The 19,148-nt window shown below is 64.4% G+C and carries 22 protein-coding genes and 1 pseudogene; 8 read left to right on the top strand and 15 right to left on the bottom strand.

Annotated features, from left to right (window positions below; genetic code table 11):
• Positions 1–9: 9 nt before the first annotated feature.
• Genes GN331_RS09165 through GN331_RS09145 form a run of 5 tightly spaced genes read right to left on the bottom strand, consistent with a single transcriptional unit; the run spans position 10 to position 3,902 of the window.
• Entirely contained in the window at positions 10–1,308 is a 1,299-nt protein-coding gene (locus tag GN331_RS09165) for a cytochrome b (protein ID WP_156641666.1), read from the bottom strand.
• A gap of 9 nt (positions 1,309–1,317) precedes the next feature.
• Positions 1,318–1,818, bottom strand: coding sequence for an Ohr family peroxiredoxin (locus GN331_RS09160; RefSeq protein ID WP_156641665.1), 501 nt, complete (start codon positions 1,816–1,818; stop codon positions 1,318–1,320).
• Positions 1,815–2,585 carry an SDR family oxidoreductase gene (locus tag GN331_RS09155; protein WP_156641664.1) on the bottom strand — a complete coding sequence of 257 codons (771 nt, stop codon included), beginning with the start codon at positions 2,583–2,585 and terminating at the stop codon, positions 1,815–1,817. The genes GN331_RS09160 and GN331_RS09155 overlap by 4 nt, the downstream gene beginning before the upstream one ends.
• A gap of 31 nt (positions 2,586–2,616) precedes the next feature.
• Positions 2,617–3,654: a LysR family transcriptional regulator gene (locus GN331_RS09150; RefSeq protein ID WP_156641663.1), complete on the bottom strand. Its 1,038-nt coding sequence runs from the start codon at positions 3,652–3,654 to the stop codon at positions 2,617–2,619.
• Positions 3,651–3,902 carry a sigma factor-like helix-turn-helix DNA-binding protein gene (locus tag GN331_RS09145; RefSeq protein ID WP_156641662.1) on the bottom strand — a complete coding sequence of 84 codons (252 nt, stop codon included), beginning with the start codon at positions 3,900–3,902 and terminating at the stop codon, positions 3,651–3,653. Before GN331_RS09145 ends, GN331_RS09150 begins: the two co-directional genes overlap by 4 nt.
• Before the next feature lie 144 nt (positions 3,903–4,046).
• On the opposite strand from GN331_RS09145, the gene GN331_RS09140 reads away from it, so the two are divergent.
• The 5 genes from GN331_RS09140 to GN331_RS17020 all read left to right on the top strand — a co-directional run bounded on the left by GN331_RS09140 (position 4,047) and on the right by GN331_RS17020 (position 7,645).
• Positions 4,047–4,526, top strand: coding sequence for a carboxymuconolactone decarboxylase family protein (locus GN331_RS09140; RefSeq protein ID WP_156641661.1), 480 nt, complete (start codon positions 4,047–4,049; stop codon positions 4,524–4,526).
• 14 nt (positions 4,527–4,540) lie between these two features.
• A complete protein-coding gene (locus tag GN331_RS09135) occupies positions 4,541–4,963 on the top strand; it encodes a cupin domain-containing protein (RefSeq protein WP_156641660.1) in 423 nt (140 codons plus the stop codon).
• Between the two features lie 61 nt (positions 4,964–5,024).
• Positions 5,025–5,915, top strand: a complete 891-nt coding sequence (locus GN331_RS09130) for an RNA polymerase sigma-70 factor (RefSeq protein WP_156641659.1) — start codon at positions 5,025–5,027, stop codon at positions 5,913–5,915.
• Positions 5,916–6,053: 138 nt separating this feature from the next.
• Positions 6,054–6,875 (top strand): alpha/beta fold hydrolase, encoded by an 822-nt coding sequence (locus GN331_RS09125; protein ID WP_156641658.1) that lies wholly within the window; start codon positions 6,054–6,056, stop codon positions 6,873–6,875.
• 392 nt (positions 6,876–7,267) lie between these two features.
• On the top strand, positions 7,268–7,645 hold the full coding sequence (locus GN331_RS17020) for an HNH endonuclease (protein WP_156641657.1): 378 nt from the start codon (positions 7,268–7,270) through the stop codon (positions 7,643–7,645).
• Here GN331_RS17020 and GN331_RS09115 read toward each other — a convergent pair.
• Positions 7,642–8,382: a restriction endonuclease gene (locus GN331_RS09115; protein ID WP_156641656.1), complete on the bottom strand. Its 741-nt coding sequence runs from the start codon at positions 8,380–8,382 to the stop codon at positions 7,642–7,644. The genes GN331_RS17020 and GN331_RS09115 overlap by 4 nt on opposite strands.
• 58 nt (positions 8,383–8,440) lie before the next feature.
• A complete protein-coding gene (locus tag GN331_RS09110; protein WP_231734438.1) occupies positions 8,441–8,650 on the bottom strand; it encodes a twin transmembrane helix small protein in 210 nt (69 codons plus the stop codon).
• On the opposite strand from GN331_RS09110, the pseudogene GN331_RS16775 reads away from it, so the two are divergent.
• Positions 8,649–8,861: pseudogene (locus tag GN331_RS16775) on the top strand (GntR family transcriptional regulator); the annotation flags it as partial. The gene GN331_RS09110 and the pseudogene GN331_RS16775 sit on opposite strands and share 2 nt — an antisense overlap.
• 184 nt (positions 8,862–9,045) lie before the next feature.
• Here the strand turns inward: GN331_RS16775 and GN331_RS16770 are convergent.
• Positions 9,046–9,528 carry a hypothetical protein gene (locus GN331_RS16770; protein WP_231734472.1) on the bottom strand — a complete coding sequence of 161 codons (483 nt, stop codon included), beginning with the start codon at positions 9,526–9,528 and terminating at the stop codon, positions 9,046–9,048.
• 56 nt (positions 9,529–9,584) lie between these two features.
• Positions 9,585–10,082, bottom strand: a complete 498-nt coding sequence (locus GN331_RS09100; RefSeq protein ID WP_156641653.1) for a hypothetical protein — start codon at positions 10,080–10,082, stop codon at positions 9,585–9,587.
• Positions 10,083–10,157: 75 nt separating this feature from the next.
• On the opposite strand from GN331_RS09100, the gene GN331_RS09095 reads away from it, so the two are divergent.
• Entirely contained in the window at positions 10,158–10,616 is a 459-nt protein-coding gene (locus GN331_RS09095) for a hypothetical protein (protein ID WP_156641652.1), read from the top strand.
• 57 nt (positions 10,617–10,673) lie between these two features.
• On the opposite strand, the gene GN331_RS09090 is transcribed toward GN331_RS09095, so the two are convergent.
• From GN331_RS09090 to GN331_RS09065, 6 genes are all read right to left on the bottom strand, one after another.
• Entirely contained in the window at positions 10,674–14,189 is a 3,516-nt protein-coding gene (locus GN331_RS09090) for a methylmalonyl-CoA mutase family protein (protein WP_156641651.1), read from the bottom strand.
• 324 nt (positions 14,190–14,513) lie between these two features.
• On the bottom strand, positions 14,514–15,026 hold the full coding sequence (locus GN331_RS09085) for a hypothetical protein (RefSeq protein ID WP_156641650.1): 513 nt from the start codon (positions 15,024–15,026) through the stop codon (positions 14,514–14,516).
• A 38-nt stretch (positions 15,027–15,064) separates the two neighbouring features.
• A complete protein-coding gene (locus tag GN331_RS09080; protein WP_156641649.1) occupies positions 15,065–15,523 on the bottom strand; it encodes a hypothetical protein in 459 nt (152 codons plus the stop codon).
• Positions 15,524–15,596: 73 nt separating this feature from the next.
• The gene (locus tag GN331_RS09075; protein ID WP_156641648.1) at positions 15,597–16,067 is read right to left on the bottom strand and encodes a cupin domain-containing protein; all 471 of its coding nucleotides are present in this window, start codon (positions 16,065–16,067) and stop codon (positions 15,597–15,599) included.
• Entirely contained in the window at positions 16,064–16,867 is an 804-nt protein-coding gene (locus GN331_RS09070) for an MBL fold metallo-hydrolase (RefSeq protein ID WP_156641647.1), read from the bottom strand. The genes GN331_RS09075 and GN331_RS09070 overlap by 4 nt, the downstream gene beginning before the upstream one ends.
• Positions 16,864–17,577 carry a glutathione binding-like protein gene (locus GN331_RS09065; RefSeq protein WP_231734437.1) on the bottom strand — a complete coding sequence of 238 codons (714 nt, stop codon included), beginning with the start codon at positions 17,575–17,577 and terminating at the stop codon, positions 16,864–16,866. The genes GN331_RS09070 and GN331_RS09065 overlap by 4 nt, the downstream gene beginning before the upstream one ends.
• Positions 17,578–17,632: 55 nt before the next feature.
• Between GN331_RS09065 and pdxR the strand changes: the two genes are divergently transcribed.
• The gene (gene pdxR / locus GN331_RS09060) at positions 17,633–19,078 is read left to right on the top strand and encodes a MocR-like pyridoxine biosynthesis transcription factor PdxR (RefSeq protein ID WP_156641646.1); all 1,446 of its coding nucleotides are present in this window, start codon (positions 17,633–17,635) and stop codon (positions 19,076–19,078) included.
• The last annotated feature ends 70 nt before the right edge of the window (positions 19,079–19,148 follow it).

The following is a 19,148-nucleotide window of genomic DNA, read 5'->3' as shown; positions in this document are numbered from 1 at the left end:
AGCTCCCGATCAGGTGTGCGGCGATCCCACGCGCGTCGGGACCGGCCTGGTCCGCTCGATGCCGAACGCGGTGTACACCCAAAGGAAACCGAAGAAGCCGAAATACGCGGCCACCAGCACGCGACCAAGCCCGTTTTCGACGGCTGCGACGTTGACGCCCTGCCCCAGCACGGCCGCGATCGCCGGCGTCGCCGCGCCCGCGCCGATCGCGCCGAGCAACACGAACGCAACCGCGAACATCCCGAGCGCCACTTTGTACCCGAGCCCGCGATACCGGATCGACTTCACCTTGCCGCGATCCAGCCACGGCATCAGGAACAGCGCGCCGATTGCGGCGAACATCGTGACCACGCCGAGCAACTTGTGCGGCACCACGCGCAACATCGCGTAGAACGGGGTGAAGTACCACACCGGCTTGATGTGTTCGGGCGTGACCAGCTTGTTGGCTTCGACGAAGTTGTCGTGCTCCAGGAACCAGCCGCCGAAGGTCGGCGCGAAGAAGACCACGAACGCGGCGATGATCAGGAACACGCTGGTGACCAGCAGATCCTCGAACGAGTAGTACGGGTGGAACGGGATGCCGTCCAGCGGCCTGCCGTTCGCCCCGGGCGTGTCTTCGATTTCCACGCCGTCGGGGTTGTTCGATCCGACCTCGTGCAACGCCAGCACGTGCAACACGACCAGCAACAACAACACCAGCGGCAATGCGATCACGTGCAGCGCGAAGAACCGGTTGAGCGTGGCATCGCCCGGCAGGTAGTCGCCCATGATCCATTCGGTCAGGCCCTGGCCCACGACGGGAATGGCACCGAACAGCGAGATGATCACCTTCGCACCCCAGAACGACATCTGGCCCCAGGGCAGCACGTAGCCGACGAAGGCTTCGGCCATCAACACCAGGTACACCAGCATCCCGAGTATCCACACCAACTCGCGCGGCTTCTTGTACGAGCCGTACAGCAACCCGCGGAACATGTGCAGGTAAACCACGATGAAGAACAGCGACGCGCCCGTTGAGTGCATGTAGCGGATCAGCCAGCCCCACTCCACGTCGCGCATGATGTGCTCGACCGAGTCGAACGCACCGGCCGCCGACGGGGTGTAGTGCATCGTCAGGAAGATGCCCGTCACCAACTGGTTCACCAGGACCACGCCCGCCAGCACGCCGAAGTAGTACCAGACGTTGAGGTTCTTCGGTGCGTAGTAGTCGGTCGTGTGCGCGGCGGTGAAGGACAGCAGCGGAATGCGGTCCTCGATCCAGGCGAGCACGCGATTGGTGGGGCGGATCTTCTCGTAATGCAATGCCATGGCAGCAACCTAGGTTTCAGGTGCCAGGACCACGATGTGTTCGATGCCCTGGCGGAACATCTTGGCGTACGGGCAGAAGCGTTCGGCCTGCCGCACGAGCTCCGCGGCGAGGCCGCGTTCGACACCCGGCAAATGCGCGTGCAACTCCGCCGACAACAGGAACAGGCCGTCGATCGGGTCGCGCGCGAATGTCACCGATGCTTCCACGCTCGCGTCGTGCACCACCACGCCGCAACGCGTGGCAAGCAAGCTCATGACGCCGTGGAAGCACGCCGCGTAACCCGCGGCCAGCAGTTCTTCGGGATTGCTGCCGCCGCCCGGCCCGCCCAATTCGGTCGGCAGGCGCAGTTGCGCAAGCAGCGTCCCGTCACCGGTCCGCACGACCCCCGAGGCACGCCCATGCGCCGCCTCGCCACCGGTCACGACGACGCGACCGGTGTACAGCGCTTGCGCTTCGTCGCCGAAGAACTTGTCCAGCAACTGCGTCGACGGGGGCGTGAGCGGGGTCATGCGTTGGCCGATGGCTTACGGCCATAGTCCGACTGCGCGAACCACCGATCGAAATCGAGCGCGCCCTGCCACGCCTGCCCCGCAGGCACGAGCGTTGCGTCCGACACCTCGCCGCCGAAATACAGCGCGTGCGGATCGGCGATCACGTCGCGCGAATCCTTCACGCGTTCCATGAAGCGATGCGCCAGCTCTGACAGCGGTGCACGTTCCGGGCCGGCGATGTCGAGGCTCGCATTCGCCGGCGTCTGCAATGCCGCGCGCCCCACCGCATCGGCGACGTCGTCCGCCGCGATCGGCTGCACCAGCGCCGAGGGCAATCGCACCGTGTTGCCTTCCGTCGCCGACTGGATGATGCCCGGCAGGAAATCGAAGAACTGCGTGGAGTGCACGATGGTGTACGGGATGCCCGATTCGCGGATCAGCGCTTCCTGCGCGTCCTTCGCACGGAAGTAGCCATTCGCGCGCGTGTTGGTGCCGACGACCGACAACGCGACGTGATGCGCGACTCCTGCGCGCTTCTCCGCGGCCACGATGTTCTTCCCGGCCGTCTCGAAGAACGCCGTCGCCGAGGCTTCATCGAATGCCGGGGAATTGGACAGGTCGACGACGACATTGGTGTCCTGCATCGCAGCATCGAGGCCGTCGCCCGTGAGGATGTCGACGCCCGTCTGCGGCGCCGCGGCGGTGACGTCGTGTCCCTGGTCGCGCAGGCGCTGCACCACCTTGCTGCCGATGCGGCCGGTTCCACCGATGACGAGGATCTTCATGTGCGCACTCCTGGGATTCGTGAAGTCGATGCTAGGAATCGTTGGCGCTGGCGAGTAGCCCTGCCGTCGGCGCCAGCGTGTTGCTTTCCGCGCACCAATCGCGCGGCATGGTGTCGAGGTCGATCCGGCGGATCTCCGTCGTCATGAAATCGATGAACGCGCGCACGCGCTTGGGCAACTGTTCGCGGCTGAGGTAGCAGAGGTAATGGCCGCGGTCGTCGGGCGCGTACTGGCGCATGCAGCTCACCAATCGACCGTCGTGCAGGGCATCGCACGCCTGGTAGGCCGGCAACTGCGCAAGGCCGTCCCCGCGCAACACAGCCTCCAGCGTGAGCTCGGCGTCGTTGAAGGTGAGTCCACCGTGCGGCGTCGCCGACGTCGACTTGCCATCGGCCTTGAACCACCACGGCTGCAGCCGACCGCTGGCCGCGCGCTGGTTGATGCAGGGATGTTGCGCGAGATCGTCGATCGACTCGGGCAAGCCGTGGCGCGCGGCGTACTCCGACGACGCGCACACCACCATCTGCATCGGAATCAGTTGCTTGGCGATGACCTGGCTGTCTTCGAGCGAGCCTTCGCGAAACGCGACGTCGATGCGATCGTTCACCAGATCGAACGGCCGCTCATCCAGCACGAGTTCCACCTCGACCTCCGGATACAGCGCGCGAAACCGCGACAGCAACGGCGCGACGACCTTGCGACCGAAGCCGCAAGTTGCCGACACACGTAGTTGCCCGCGCGGCGCGCCCTCGCGCAGTTCGCGCATTTCTTCCATCGCCAGCAGGATGCGTTCGACGCCGGGCCGGCAGCCGTCGTAGAAGCGCTCGCCTTCCGCGGTCAGCGACGTCGAACGCGTGGTACGCGAGAACAAGCGCGCGCCCAGCTGTCCTTCCAGTTTCTGCACGCTGCGGCTCACTGCCGAGCGGCCGATGCCGAGCCGGTCGGCTGCGCGCGCGAAGCTGCCTTCGGTGGCCACCGCGAGGAAGGCCACGACGCCGGCGTAACTCGTGGACAGACTGTGGGTGAGGAGGTCGTGCGCGGGGTCGCGCGACTGCAACAAGGGGCTCATGTGGTCTTACCTTCTTGAGGCTGGTCCTTCGGATCGGTTTCCGCGCGCACGAATGCACGCACGATGCGTCGCGCCTCCGCCAGGTGCTGTTCGCACGCGTCCTTCTGCACGCCGGTCAGGCGTTCGACTTCCGTATCGCTCGCATCGAACACCGCGTGCAGCAGGAACACCACGCGCGTGGTCGGCGGCAGTTGCGCGAGCAAGGTCAGGAATTCCGACCACACGCGCGCCGAGGGAGGCTGGTCCATGCCTTGAAGACGATTGGGCGCACGCGCCTGTGACAGGCGATTGGTGCGCCGTGCGCAACAGCCCGTGTCCGGACGAACGGCTACCGCAGGCGCGGCAGCGAGCCTAGATTGCGTCTCAACATTCGCCCCACGGAACTTGCTCCCATGACCCAGCGCATCGATTACAACGCCACCTCGCCCGAACTGGTCAAGAAGTTCGTCGAGTTCAGCCTGCTCACCCACAAGGGCACGATCGAAACGACGATCATCGACCTCATCAATATCCGCGCCTCGCAGATCAACGGCTGCGCGTTCTGCGTCGACATGCACAGCAAGGAAGCCACGATCCACGGCGAGCGGCCGCTGCGGCTGTACCACATCGCGGTGTGGCGCGAATCCACGCTGTTCTCCCCGCGCGAGCGCGCGGCGCTGGAATGGACTGAAGCACTCACCACGCTGCCACCGCACGGCGTGCCGCAGGCGACGTTCAACGCGGTGCGCGAAGAGTTGTCGGAGAAAGAGTTGTCCGACCTCACGTTCTGCGTCATGGCCATCAATGCCTGGAATCGCGTCAGCGTCGGCTTCGCGTCGGTGCCCGGCTCGATGGACAAGGCCTACGGTTTGACGCGCGCCAACCTGTCCTGATCGGAGGAGTCGCCATGCCTACTCGCACCCTCGTCTCCCTGCTGCTGGTCGCCGGGTTGGCGATCGGCTTTGTGAGCGCTTCGCAATCGGCCGGCAACACGCCGCCGCCCGAGCCCAAGGTCACGCCGCTGATGACTCAGCCGTTGCCCGAATTCCCCGGCAAGGAAGCGTTGATGCTGCTCGTGGAGTATCCGCCGGGCGCCGTCGAACATAAGCACCGCCACGATGCCCACGCCTTCGTCTACGTGCTCGAAGGCAACATCGTGCTGGGCGTGGAAGGCAAGCCCGAGGTTCCGCTCGGCCCCGGCCAGACCTTCCACGAAGGCACGAACGACATCCACACCGTCGGGCGCAACGCCAGCCAAAACAAGCCCGCGAAGTTCGTCGTGACCCTGGTGAAGGACATCGACAAGCCGGCACTCATTCCGGTGGAGTGACCGGCGCGCCCCGCGGGCGCAGTGGATGTCACAATGCGTCTTTCCAAATCGTCGAATCGATATGGAAGACGCCACCGACCTCTTCGGATCGCTACGGCCGCGCCTGATCGGCGCGGCCTATCGCATGCTGGGTTCCTCCGCCGAAGCCGAGGATGTGGTGCAGGACGTCTGGCTCCGCTGGCACGAGGCGGACAAGACCGCGATCGACAACCCCGAAGCCTGGCTGATCGCGACCACGACGCGCCGCGCGATCGATCGCCTGCGCTCGGCGCACGCGCAACGCGAACAATACGTCGGCATCTGGCTGCCCGAACCCGTCCTCACCGACGGCCCTGCAACGCCGGAACAGGTCAACGAGATCTCCAACGACCTGTCGATCGCATTCCTCACGGTGCTCGAACGCCTCGCACCCGACGCGCGCGCCGCGTTCCTGCTGCATGAAGTCTTCGAAGCCGATTACGCGGACATCGCGAAGACGCTGGGCAAGACCGAAGCCGCCACGCGGCAGATCGTCCATCGCGCGAAGCGGCAACTGGCCGAAGACCGCACGCGTTATCTCGTGACCGAACAAGCGCACCAGAGCCTGATGCGTCGCTTCGCCGACGCCCTCGCGCGTGGCGACTTCACCGGCCTGAAATCGATGATGTCCGAATCGGCGGTGCTGGTCGGCGACGGCGGCGGCTTCGTCAACAGTTTCCCGAAGCCGATGGTCGGCGGCGAGCGCATCGCGCAACTCCTGTTCGCGCCCACCTTGCGCCGCGAAGAAAACCATCTGCGCATCGAACTGGTGGAGATCAACGGCACCATCGGCGTGCTGCGTTACCTCGACGGCGAACTGGAGTCCGCCCAATCCTTCGTCAGCGACGGCGAACACATCCAGCGCGTCTACGTGCAACGCAATCCGGAAAAACTCGCGCGCATCCGCGCACATCAACACCTGCGCGTCGCCTGACGCGGCGCGTTTCACTCATCCGTTTCATTGATGCGCCACGCGCAACGCATTGCATCACGCGCAATGCCTACCAGCGTTCACCCCGGAGGATTACGTTATCGGTGTCGCCCCACGCGACCTCCCCCCAAGGAAACGCATATGTCCTACATCACCACGCAAGACGGCACCCAGATCTTCTACAAGGACTGGGGCAAGGGCCAACCCATCGTCTTCCACCACGGCTGGCCCCTGTCGGGCGACGACTGGGACACGCAGATGCAGTTCTTCCTGATGCAGGGTTACCGCGTCATCGCGCACGACCGCCGCGGGCACGGCCGCTCGTCGCAAACCTCCGGTGGCCACGAGATGGACACGTATGCCGCGGACGTCGCCGCGCTCGCGGAAAAGCTCGATCTGCGCGACGCCATCCACGTCGGCCATTCCACCGGCGGCGGTGAAGCGGTGCATTACGTGGCCAGGCACGGCAAGGAGCGTGTCGCCAAGGTCGCCATCCTCGGCGCGGTGCCGCCGATCATGGTCAAGTCCGACAAGAATCCGGGCGGCACGCCGATCGAGGTGTTCGACGGGTTCCGCAAGGACCTGGCGGCCAATCGCGCGGAGTTGTACTGGAACGTGCCGATTCCCTTCTATGGGTTCAATCGCGCGGGCACGCCGATCATCGAGTCGGTCCGCGCGAATTGGTGGCGCCAGGGGATGATGGGTGCGGTCAACGCGCACTACGAGTGCATCAAGGCGTTCTCGGAAACGGATTTCACCGAGGACCTGAAGAACATCAGCATTCCTTCGCTGGTGATGCACGGCGACGACGATCAGATCGTGCCGTTCGCCGATTCGGCGCCGCTTTCGAGCAAGTTGCTGAAGAACAGCACGCTGAAGGTTTACAAGGGATTCCCGCACGGGATGGCGACTACGCATGCGGATGTGATCAACAAGGATCTGCTCGAGTTCTTCAAGAGCTGAACGAGTTCGCTTGAAGCCCCTCTCCTTTTGGGGGAGGGGTAAAGCGCGCCTTAAACCTATTGGCGCGTCGCCCGAACGTTGATAGTTCCAAATTTTTTGGGAGAAAATTTGAAACTATCAACGCTGGGGCATCACCATTCGGGTCGCGTCGATCGTGGTCTTTCGCCCGGGCATTCCTTCGGGGCTGCAAAGCAAGCTTTGCAGGAAGCCGATCGTTTTCGAGGAGCGAAGCGCTCGCTCGTTAGTCGATTGTGCGCCGCAACCTGATGTATAACGTGCTCGCCCCATAGGCTCTCGCCTCGGGTGTTTCGCCCGGTCGGTTCTAGCCGTCGGGTTTCCGGATCGTCCCTTTTCAGGGCAGCCGGATTCTCCGACCAACTTGAGAACCGACAATGAGCAAATCCATACAAAACAATCGCCTCCGCGCATTCAACGCCCAGAAGGGGCGCTGCCACTACTGCGCTTGCCCGATCTGGTTAGATGATGAGCGAGCGTTTGCGTTGGCCTGGCCGCAACTGACGCGGAAGCAGCGCAGCCAATGTCGAGCGACCGCCGAACACATGCAAGCGAAGCAGGACGGCGGGACGAATCGCCGCGACAACATCGTCGCTGCTTGCTGCTACTGCAATCGATCTCGCCACCGCAGGCGCAGGCCTCTGGATGACATTCACTATCGGGCGTTCGTCCGTTCGAGGGTTGCGCGCGGGAAGTGGCCAACGATGAAGTGGATCGGTCATCGGCAACGCACAGCAGGCTACTCACCTGGCTAAATCTCGGGAGTGGCCTTGATGACCGTGATCGCTTCGTCGGCCTTTCGTTGCGACTCGCGGATTTCCTCCGGCGTTGGCTCCAGATGGTCGGGCTGCTCCATCGGGATCGGCGACGTGTCCAATACGTCGCCGTCGCCCGCATTCGGTACGACTTGCGGCTGAAGCATGATCGGTTCACCCGTCGGCAGCGGCTGCGCGGCGCGGTCCACCAACCGGTGGAACTGCGCCAGCACCATGAAGGACACCATTGCGAGCGTCGCGAGTGCAAAGAGGGTGAGCACGACGTACGTCAATCGCGAGTTCGATCCGGAATCCACCGATGCCGGCGGGCCAGGCAGTGGCCCGAGCATCTCGCGCAGGTCGTCGCCGTCGATGAGCTGTACATGGCCATGCCGCGTTGCCGCTTCGATCGCAGCGCGCGAGAACTCGCCGCTCGTGACCAGGATGGCGCCCGTGGCGCCTTCATTGACCATGATCCCGAGTAACTGGTGCACGTCGTTGTGCGGCACTTTCAATGCGTTCCAGTGTTTGCACTGGACGACGATGTACGCGTCGTCGCGACGCAGCTTCAGGTCGATGCCGCCATCGAACTTCGAACCGTTGGCGCCCGTGCCGCAATGATCGACCGTATATCCGGCGTTTCGATAATGCTCGGCAAGCAGGCGCTCGACCGCGGCCCAATGCGTTTGTGCGAGCGCATCCGTTCGCCGATGCGCGACGGGTTTCAGACTGGACATGCGATGCGCGCCTCCCCTTGGGCAGGGGAGATGCTACTTCGGATTGCCTTCTTTTGGCTCAGCCCGGATTGACGCCATGGAGGTCGATCCACCCCATCGCGCTCGCGAGCACGACGCCGAGGATCAACATGACGGACAATGCGATCCGCTTGGTCAAGGCGTTGACGGTTCGCTTGCTGCTGGAATCGTCGACGAGCATGTAATAGAGGCCCGCGCCGAGGTTGTAGAGGATCACGGCCAGGAACGCGACGATCACGAGGGTTTTCATGGCCCGGAAGGATAGGCAGGCGCCCGGCGCCCCGACAGACTCAGACGGCGCGGATTCGACCGGATCAGAGGGCATCACCCTGTATGCGGCGCTGGCCGCCGATATCGCCGCGTCCATCGCCAACGGCTCGTTGCGCTCGGGTGATCGACTGCCCTCGGTGCGCCAGCTCACCGCCAGCCGCCACGTGAGTCCGGCGACGGTTTTCGAAGCCTATTACCTGTTGGAAGCCCGCGGGCTGGTGCGTGCGCGTCCGCGGTCGGGGTACTTCGTCGCGCAAGCGCCGGCGCACGTGGCCGCCGAGCCGCGCACTTTGTCGAATCCGGATACCGCGCCGCGCGCGGTCGCGATCACCGACCTGATCTACGCGACCTTGCAGGCCACGGCCTCGCGCGACGTCATCCCGCTCGGCTCCGCGTTCCCGAGCCCGGCTGCGTCGCAGGATCGAGCGGTCCATATTCATCGTCGGTCATCTTCACCAGGCTCGTTCCCTTCTTCGCCAAGTACGCGTCGATGCGGTCGGCTAGTTCAGGGGCTGCACCGAAGACGGTGACGTCCGGGTCCGCCAGGATGGCCCATTGCTCCGAAGCGTCGAACATGACGAATTCCAGCGACCAATTCTCGCGGACGAATACGTGGTCGCGGAATGCGGTCCAGTTGGCCGGCAGCGTCTCCACGGGGTGGTCCGGCGTGTAGCGCGCGAAGCGCAATTCGGAGGGTGCGGCTACCGCAAGGATCGCCTCGAAGAACATCTCGGGCATGTTCGTGGCGGCGTACCGATCGCGATCGATCAGGCACCCGCGCCATGCGGGGTCGACGAACGGCGGAAGCATGCCGCCTTCTTCGTTGAAGAAGCGTTTGCGCGGGTCTGTCTGGGTCATGGCCGCATGATGGTCCGGCCTCTGCGTGCGCGCAATCTGCGAGCACGCCTCTCCGATTACTTGGTCGCCGACGACACCGGCTCGCCGCGGACCGCACCGAAGTCGTCCGCGCGCCCCAGGCCCAGCCACTCGGCATGCCCTTCGAACGCGTCGCCAATGAAGGCACCGACGTAAACGTAATAGTTGTCGCACGCTTCAGGCGAGAGCATGACCGTCGGCTTGCCTCCCAACTCTCCCCACGCAGGTGCGGGAAATTTGGCATCGCCCTCGATCACTTCCAGTCGCCGCCATTCGCCTGCCATGCAGGAGGTCGCGCGCTTGTCGGTGATGCGCAGGACGCTCGTGCGGACGACGTTGCCTTGCTTGTCGCGTTCGGTGAAGCGCCAGGTCTTGCCATTCGCCCAAGTGCTCGGTGCGACGAACTTGATGGTGGGCGAGATGTCTTCCATCGTGAGGTGGGCGCTGGGGTCTTCCGCGGTCTGGGGCGTGTTCGACTGCGAGCAGGCTGCGGTCGCCAGCGACAAGGTCAACAACGCGATGCGTAAGATGGGCATTCGGTTTCCCGCGGGAGGTGGCTGTCGCATCAGCCTAGGGTGGCGCGGCAGCCCGGGCGCACGCAAGATGCCGGCTTGAGCGGGCCGATCCGCCCGACAGGTTTGAGGCGCATTGAGATGCACGATGTCCGCGATGCTCTCGCCCTCCACGCTTTCGTGGCGGAACTCATGGCGCTCTTTCAAGGCGACATCCCGCGGCCGAATCCATTGATGGACGAAGATATCGACGCGACGTTGGTTGAGCTCTCGCTCATGCGCGACGACTTCTACGACACCTTTGCATTGCACGTGGCGCGTGAGTATCTGGCCGGGCGGATGGATTTCTACTGGGCCGACAAGGCCATGAACAGCTTGTTCGCCTGGTCGGATTTCGACCTGGCGGACGGCACCTTCGCCTGGGATGTCTTTGTCGCCTTCGACGAAGGCGAGTACGACCACAGCGCAGACCCCGAGGGCACTGATCCCGAGATCAAGTACACACGTCCTTACTTGCGGGAAGCGTTCGAACAGTTCGGGATCGAGTTACCGACGTAGCTGATGCAACCCCACCCCAGCCCTCCCCTGCATTCGCAGGGGAGGGAGCGAAGCGCGTTACATGTTGCGGCGGTATTCGCCACCAACGTCGTACAAGGCGTGGCTGATCTGCCCAAGGCTGTGCGTCTTCACCGCCTCCATCAGCGAAGCAAAGACGTTTTGGCGATCCCGCGCAGTCTTCTGCAGAAACCCCAGCCCCGTGTCGCCATTCCGCAGCGCCTGGTAGTTGGCGACATTCTCGATCTGCTGCCCCTTCTCCCCTTCCGTAGACCGAATCAACTCGATCTCCGTGACGATGTCCCCACCGTGATCCTTCGGCAGGAACGTGTTGACGCCGATGAGAGGCAGCGAACCATCATGCTTCTTGTGCTCGTAATACAACGACTCTTCCTGGATCTTCCCGCGCTGGTACATCGTGTCCATCGCACCCAGCACACCACCGCGCTCACTGATCGCTTCAAATTCCTTGTAGACCGCTTCTTCCACGATGTCGGTCAGCTTGTCGACGATGAAGCTGCCCTGCCAGGGGTTCTCGTTGAAGTTGAGGCCCAGTTCCTTGTTGATGATCATCTGGATCGCCACGGCGCGACGCACGCTTTCTTCGGTCGGCGTGGTGATCGCTTCGTCGTAGGCGTTCGTGTGCAGGCTGTTGCAGTTGTCGAACAACGCGTACAGCGCCTGCAGCGTGGTGCGGATGTCGTTGAACTGGATCTCCTGCGCGTGCAGTGAGCGGCCGCTCGTCTGGATGTGGTACTTCATCATCTGGCTGCGCGGGCCGGCGCCGTAGCGTTCGCGCATCGCTCTCGCCCAGATGCGGCGGGCGACGCGGCCGATCACGGTGTATTCGGGGTCCATGCCGTTGCTGAAGAAGAACGACAGGTTGGGCGCGAAGTCGTCGATCTTCATGCCGCGGGCCAGGTAGTACTCGACGATCGTGAAGCCGTTGCTCAGGGTGAAGGCGAGCTGGGAGATCGGGTTCGCGCCGGCTTCGGCGATGTGGTAACCGGAGATCGACACCGAGTAGAAGTTGCGGACTTGCTTGTCGACGAAGTACTGCTGGATGTCGCCCATCATGCGCAGGGCGAACTCGGTGCTGAAGATGCAGGTGTTCTGCGCCTGGTCTTCTTTCAGGATGTCGGCCTGCACGGTGCCGCGCACGGTCTTGAGGGTGTGTTCCTTGATGCGTGCGTAGGTGTCGGCGTCGATCACCTGGTCGCCGGTCACGCCCAGCAGGCCGAGGCCCAGGCCGTCGTTCGTCTCGGGCAGCATGCCGCTGTATTCGGGGCGCTTGCGGCCTTCGAACATTTTCTCGATGCGGTCGTGCGCTTCGTCCCAGCGCGTTTGTTCTTCGCGCAGGTACTTCTCGACTTGCTGGTCGATCGCGGTGTTCATGAACATCGCGAGGATGATCGGCGCGGGGCCGTTGATCGTCATCGAGACGGAGGTCGTCGGCGCGCACAGGTCGAAGCCGGAGTACAGCTTCTTCATGTCGTCGAGCGTGGCGATGTTGACGCCGGAGTTGCCGATCTTGCCGTAGATGTCCGGGCGCACGGCGGGGTCTTCGCCGTACAGCGTGACCGAGTCGAACGCGGTGGACAGGCGCGCGGCGGGCTGGCCGACGCTGAGGTAATGGAATCGGCGATTGGTGCGTTCGGGCGTGCCTTCGCCGGCGAACATGCGGATCGGGTCTTCGCCCGTGCGGCGGTAGGGGTACACGCCGCCGGTGTAGGGGTAGTCGCCCGGCAGGTTTTCTTTCTGCAGGAAGGTGAGGAGTTCGCCCCAGCTCTTGTAGGTGGGGGCGGCGATCTTCGGGATCTTCTGGTGCGAGAGGGATTCGCGGTAGTTGTCGACGCGGATCACCTTGTCGCGGACTTTGTATTCGTTGAAGTCGTCGGTGATGGACTTCAGGCGGGCGGGCCAAGTGCGCAGGAGTTTCAGCGCGTCGCTGTCGAGGGACTGGATGGCGTCTTGGTAGCGCTGGCGGAGCGTCAGCATGGAGGCGTCGACTCCGTGCGGACCCTCACCCCGGCCCTCTCCCGGAGGGAGAGGGAGAAGAGCGTCGGTCGCGAAGAGGTCCAAGGCGTTCGGCAACGCTTTGTCTTCAAGCGCATGCAGCGATTGCCAGTACGCCTGCGCGCGATCCGCGATTTCGCTCTGCGATTCGATGCGGCTGTTGATGCCCCTGCCCTGTTCGGCGATTTCGGCCAGGTAACGCACGCGGGCGCCGGGGATCAGCACGGTGGCGCGCGGTTCCTTCAGCGTGGTGTCGATGTGCGGGGTCCACTTGTCGTCCGGCAGGCCCAGCTTTTCGCGCAGCAGGCGCGTGAGGTTCGCGAACATCCAGCTGATGCCGGGGTCGTTGAACTGGCTGGCGATGGTCGGGTAGACGGGGAGGTCTTCGTCTTTCGTCGTGAAAGCGACGCGGTTGCGCTTCCATTGTTTGCGTACGTCGCGAAGTGCGTCTTCGGCGCCGCGCTTGTCGAACTTGTTGAGCACGATCAGCTCGGCGTAGTCGAGCATGTCGATCTTTTCCAGCTGGCTCGGTGCGCCGAAGTCGCTGGTCATGACGTACATCGGGAAGTCGACGAGGTCGACGATCTCCGAATCGCTCTGGCCGATGCCCGCGGTTTCGACGATCACCATGTCGTAGCCGAGGGACTTGAGGAAGGCGATGCAGTCCTTCAGCACGACGTTCGTCGCCATGTGTTGGCGGCGGGTGGCCATCGAGCGCATGAAGACGCGCTTGCTGCGCAGCGAGTTCATGCGGATGCGGTCGCCCAGCAGCGCGCCACCGGTGCGGCGGCGCGTGGGATCCACCGAGATCACGGCGATGCGCATTTCGGGGAAGGAGGCGAGGAAGCGGTTGAGGAGTTCGTCGGTCACCGAGGATTTGCCGGCACCGCCGGTGCCGGTGATGCCGATGACGGGGGTGGAAGGGGAATGGGGAATAGGGAATGGGGAATGGGCGCTCTGCGACCACTGTTTGCGCAGCTTCACCAGTTCGGATTCGGTGAACTCCTGGTCTTCGAGCGCGCTCAGCACGCGGCCGATGGAGATCTCGTCATCGATCGCGGGACCGACTGACCATTCCCCATTCCCTGTTCCCAATTCCCCGCGCGCAGCGCGCGCGCGGCGCACGACGTCTTCGATCATCGCCACCAGGCCCATGTGCATGCCGTCGTTGGGGTGGTAGATGCGCTCGACGCCGTAGTCCTGCAGTTCGCGGATTTCTTCGGGGGTGATCGTGCCGCCGCCGCCGCCGAAGACGCGGATGTGGCTCGCGCCGCGTTCGCGGAGCATGTCCACCATGTACTTGAAGTATTCGACGTGGCCGCCTTGGTAGGAGGAGAGCGCGATGGCGTCTGCGTCTTCCTGGAGGGCTGCGCGGACTACGTCTTCCACCGAGCGGTTGTGGCCGAGGTGGATCACTTCCGCGCCCTGGCCCTGGATGAGGCGCCGCATGATGTTGATCGCGGCGTCGTGGCCGTCGAACAGGCTCGCTGCGGTGACGAAGCGGAGCGGGCTCGTTTCGGTCTGGGGGGACGTGGCGACTTCGGTGGCGGGGGTGCTCATGGGGGCGCGCTCAGTACGGTTCTGGCTAATTCCGCATTGTAGCGCTGGGGGCGTTAAAGGCCTCCCCTCTTTCGGGACCGCCCGCCTGGGGCCGATTGGCGCGCCGCCCGAACGTGGTGTGTTCCGAACTTTTTTGGGAAAAAAGTTCGAAACACACCACGCTGGGGCATCACCTTGCGGGTCGCTTCGATCGTGGGCTTTCGCCCGCGCGTTCATTGGGGGCTGCAAAGCGAGCTTTGCAGGAAGCCGATCGTTTTCGTGGGGCGACGGCGTTAGCCCCTCTGGAGAGGGGTTGGGGAGAGGGTCCGGCGTGAGGCAGTTCCCTCAGGAAATCCAGTCCATCTTTCGGCTGGTGACGACCCAGCCTGCGGCGGTCTTGTCGAGTTCGAAGGTCCAGCCGCCTGCGCTCAGGGCGGCTTCGTAGTACTCGGCTCTCGCGGTGGCGTGCGTGGGCGATTTGATGTCGATGTCGCTGACGACGAACTGGAGTGCCGGTTCGTTCGTCTTGCGTAGTTGGAATTCGGGCATGCGGGTGCCTTTGAGCATTCCGGTCTTGCCGTCGGCGCATCGATGCACGCGCGGGGCGACGTCTTTGAAGCGTGCCATGAAGGCGTCGTTCGGCGAGTGTTTGCCATCGAGGCAAAGGACGGCCGGCTTGTCGTTCGCCAGGTCCGTGGCTTCGTTCTTGCCGAGGAGCGAGCGGAAGATTTGCTCGGCGATGTCGAGTCTGTCGTCGCGGGCTTCGGCTGCGGTGGGGGTGTCGGGCGCGGGGGCGTCGGGTTGCGACGCGCAGGCGGTGAGTAGGCTCAACGACAAGACGAGTGCGAAGGTGCGCATCGGTCCCCTCCCCAGGGTCGTGGGGAGAGCGTACTCCACTACCGCGGCAGGGATTGGCTTTGGCTCACCACGGGTGCCCCGGTCAGCCACTGGGTGAACCCGGGCGATTGAAACTCGAGGACGCCGCTCGGCCAGATGATCGGCAGCCGCCAGTGCGAGGACTCGTCACTCGCCGGGGCATCGGGGACGCGTGCTCGTTCGATGCCTTCGATCTGGAAGCCCGTGACTGCGCCGGAGACGGCCACGAAATCGATCGAGAAGCGCAGGCCGAAGACTTGGTGGAAGCGCAGGGTCGCAGGAGCGACCACGAAGTCGAACGTGCCGTCGTCGCGCTTGCGCCATTCGAGCAGGACGTCGATGTCGAGTTCGAGGTCCGAGGTGCCGAGTTCGGGGTTCTGGTCGACGAGCTTGAAGGCGTGAATCGTCGTGTCGTGCCAGGAGAGCGACGCGAAGTCGTCGGTGGTCCAGCGGTCGCGGGCGATGAGGGGATTTGGCATGCGACGAGTATGCAATGTGGCGCGCCAAGGGCACCCCTCCCCGGCCCTCCCCTGCTTTTGCAGGGGAGGGAGACTAGGCGTCGAGGTCGCGGGGGCGGATGCCCTGTTCTTCGCAGTAGCGGATGTACTCGGCGCGTTGCGTGCAGGCGTTCGCGACTGCACGCACTTCGCCGCCGGGGCCGATGAATTCGACTTCGCCGGTGACGACGACGAACGCGACCATGTCGTCGTCGCCGACGACTTTCCACCAGTCGACGTTGCCCGCCGGTTCGTGCACGTAGTCGCCGGGGCCGAGGATTTCGCCGCTGCATAGTTGCCGGTGGCCGGTGAGTTGGTGGACGTGCACTTCGCCGGTGTGGCGGTGCAGCGGCATCACGGTGCCGGGGGACATGCGCAGGAGTTCGACGAAGCCGCGGTCGCCCAGGAATTGCAGGGGCTTCGCCCATTTGCCGGGTTCGGTTGCGGGCACCCAGGGGAGGTCGGCGGTCGCGACGGCGCGCGAGGGGAGCGCGCCGCGGAGGGCGTCATGGAGGAAGGCGTTCATGCCGCCACCAGTTGGAAGAAGCGGTCGAACGAGGCTTCCACCGCTTCGCGTCCGTTGCCGAGGATGTTGCGGCCGCGGGAGAAGCCATAGACGTCTTTGTAGTCGTAGGGCGCGAGCAGCGCGCGCATGCGTCGGACGGAAGAAGGTTTCATCGGGGTGAAGTTCGGCACGCTGTGCATGAAGCTGACTTGTTTGCGGTCCTGCGTGACGTGCGGGCTGTCGCCGGGGAACAGGGTTTCGCCGCGCGGGCCGTTCTTCCAATGCAACGCGGTGCTGCCGGGGAAGTGGGCAGCGACGTTGATCAGGGTGACGTCGTTCGACAACGCGAGCGTGTCGCCTTTCCAGAATTGGATCGCGTTCGACGGGCGGCGCACCCATTCGCGATCCGCTGCGTGCAGCAGGATGCCGACGCCGCCGAGGGCTTCGCTCCATTCGACCATCGACGAGTAGAAGTGCGGGTGCGAGATGACGATGCAGTCCACGCCGCCGTTCGCCTTCAGTGCGTTCACCGCTTCATCGGTGACCAGGCCCAACGACTCCCACAGGATGTTGCCGCCGTCGGTGCGCAGGTGCAGTGCGCGTTGCGGGATGGCGTAGCCGGGCATGTCGATGCCGAGCAGGCCGTCGTCGTCTCCGATGCGGAGCGTGCGTTCGCGTTGCAGGGTTTCGAGCGTCGTCCACTGCTGGCCTTCCCACGCGACGTACTGGCGGTCGTCTTCGCACACGGGGCAATGCGTGGGCGGGGTGTCGCTCGGTGCGTACTGCGTGGCGCAGGTGGTGCAGATCCAGGCGGTGCTCATGCGAGGGCCTCGTCGATCAGCGAGAACTTGGGATTGGCGTAGACGTCGACGTAATCGGCGAAGGCGCGGTGCGTCGCGGGGCGTGCGCTCAGGGCTTCGAACCAGCGTTTGACGTTGGGGAAGTCGTCGAGGTTTTGTCCGTGGCCCTTGTGCGAGACGATCCACGGGTAGCAGGCGATGTCGGCGATCGAATACGCGTTGCCGGCGATGAATTCGCGGCCATTGAGGCGTCGGTCGAGGACGCCGTACAGGCGCGCGGTTTCCTTCGTGTAGCGCTCCATCGCAAACGCATCGCGTTGGTGTGCGTGCGTGCGGAACCAGCCGGATTGGCCGGCCATCGGGCCCAGGCCGGCGACTTGCCACACGACCCACTGCATCGTTTCGATGCGTGTGCGTTGGTCGCGTGCGAGGAAGGCGCCGGTCTTGTCGGCGAGGTATTCCAGGATCACGGCCGATTCGAAGATCGGCAGCGGTGCGCCGCCGTCGGCGGGGGCGTTGTCGACGATCGCGGGGATCTTGTTGTTCGGGGAGATCGCGAGGAAGTCGGGTTTGTGTTGTTCGCCGCGCGAGAGGCGCACGAGATGGAAGCGATGCGCGGGCATCTGTCCGCCGAGTTCGGCGAGTTCTTCCATGAACAACACGAGCTTCATGCCGTTGGGCGACTTGGCGTAGTAGAGGTCGAGCATCGGGTCCTCCGATGGGGTGTCCATGGATGCAGGGTCGCGCTAATCTGGCCCAGCGTCCGGGCCAGTTCGGAGAGAGTTCATGGAACCAGTTCTCCCCTTCGCCCCCGATTTGACGGGGTCGGCCGGTCATCTCGCCGGTTCGCTCCACCAGCAGTTGCGGGCGGCGATCCTCGACGGGCGCCTGGCGGCCGGAGCGGCCCTGCCCTCGTCGCGCACGCTTTCGGCTGAGCTCGGCATCGCGCGTAACACGGTGGTCGGTGCGTACGACTTGTTGGTCGCCGAGGGTTATGTGATGCCGCGGCGTGGCGCGAAGGCGGTGGTCGCCGATGTGCGCGGCCGCGCGATGCGCAAGCCCGATGCGCCGGTGCCTGTCGAAGATGCACGGCTAGCGCCGTTCTGGCGCACGCCCTTCATGCCACAGATGGCGGCGCGCGAATTGCCGGAGTGCAGCTTTAGGTTGGGTGTCGGCGATCACCGGCATTTCCCACATGCATTGTGGCGGCGGTTGACGGCGCAGGCGCTGCAGGCGTTCGCCAAGCAACCGTTTCGGTATGCGCCGTCCGAAGGCTTGCCGGTGCTGCGCACGGCGATCGCGCAGCACGTGGCGTTCGCGCGTGCGGTGGCTTGCACGGCGGACGACGTGATCGTGACGTCGGGGGCGCAGCAGGCGTTCGACCTGTTGGCGCGCTTGTTGGTCACGCCCGGCAAGACGCGCGTGGCCGTGGAGAATCCGGGTTATCCGTCGCTGCGTGCGGCATTCGCGGCGGTCGGCGCGGAGTTGGTGCCGATGCGTGTCGATGATGAAGGGCTTTGCGTCGAATGCCTGGGCGACAACGATGTCGACATCGTGATGGTCACGCCGTCGCATCAATCGCCGACGGGGGCGGCGCTGTCGTTGCGGCGGCGGATGGCGTTGCTGGATTACGCGCGGTCACGCAACGCGGTGATCATCGAAGACGACTACGACGGCGAGTTTCGGTTCGGGGGTCGGCCGCTGGATGCGTTGCAGACACTGGATCGCGACGGGATCGTGTTCTACGTCGGCACGTTTTCGAAGAGTTTGTTCCCGGCGCTGCGCAAAGGCTTCATCGTCGCGCCGCCGTGGGCGCGTGCGCCGCTCGCGCAGGTGAAAACGTGCGTGGATTCGCACAGCGATGCGATCACGCAGACGGTGCTGGCGCAGTTCATTCGCGATGGGCACATGGCGAGGCACGTGCGGAAGATGCGCGGGATTTATGCGGAGCGGCGTGCGGCGTTGTTCGCGGGATTGGAGTCGATGGACAAGTGGCTCGATCCGATTCCTTCGGAGGCCGGCATGCATACGGCGGCGCGGTTACGCGATCCGGACAACGCGCATCGGTTCTTCCAGTTGATGCGCGAGCACACGCCCGGCGCGCAGTCGATCGCCGAATATGCGATGGCGCCGTTGGCGGCGCCGGCGGTGGTGTTTGGGTATGGCGTGATCGATGCGGAAGAGATCACGATGCGGTTGAAGGCGCTGAAGCGCGCGCTCGAAAAAGCGTAACCCCTCCCCAGCCCTCCCCTGCAAGCAGGGGAGGGAGCAGTGCGTTCATCCCCCTTCCAAGGGGGATCAA

The organism is Noviluteimonas gilva, assembly GCF_009740395.1.
GTDB classification, from domain to species: domain Bacteria; phylum Pseudomonadota; class Gammaproteobacteria; order Xanthomonadales; family Xanthomonadaceae; genus Noviluteimonas; species Noviluteimonas gilva.
The sequence above is the reverse complement of the archived record's forward strand: the minus strand, read 5'-3'. Positions and strand labels throughout refer to the sequence as shown.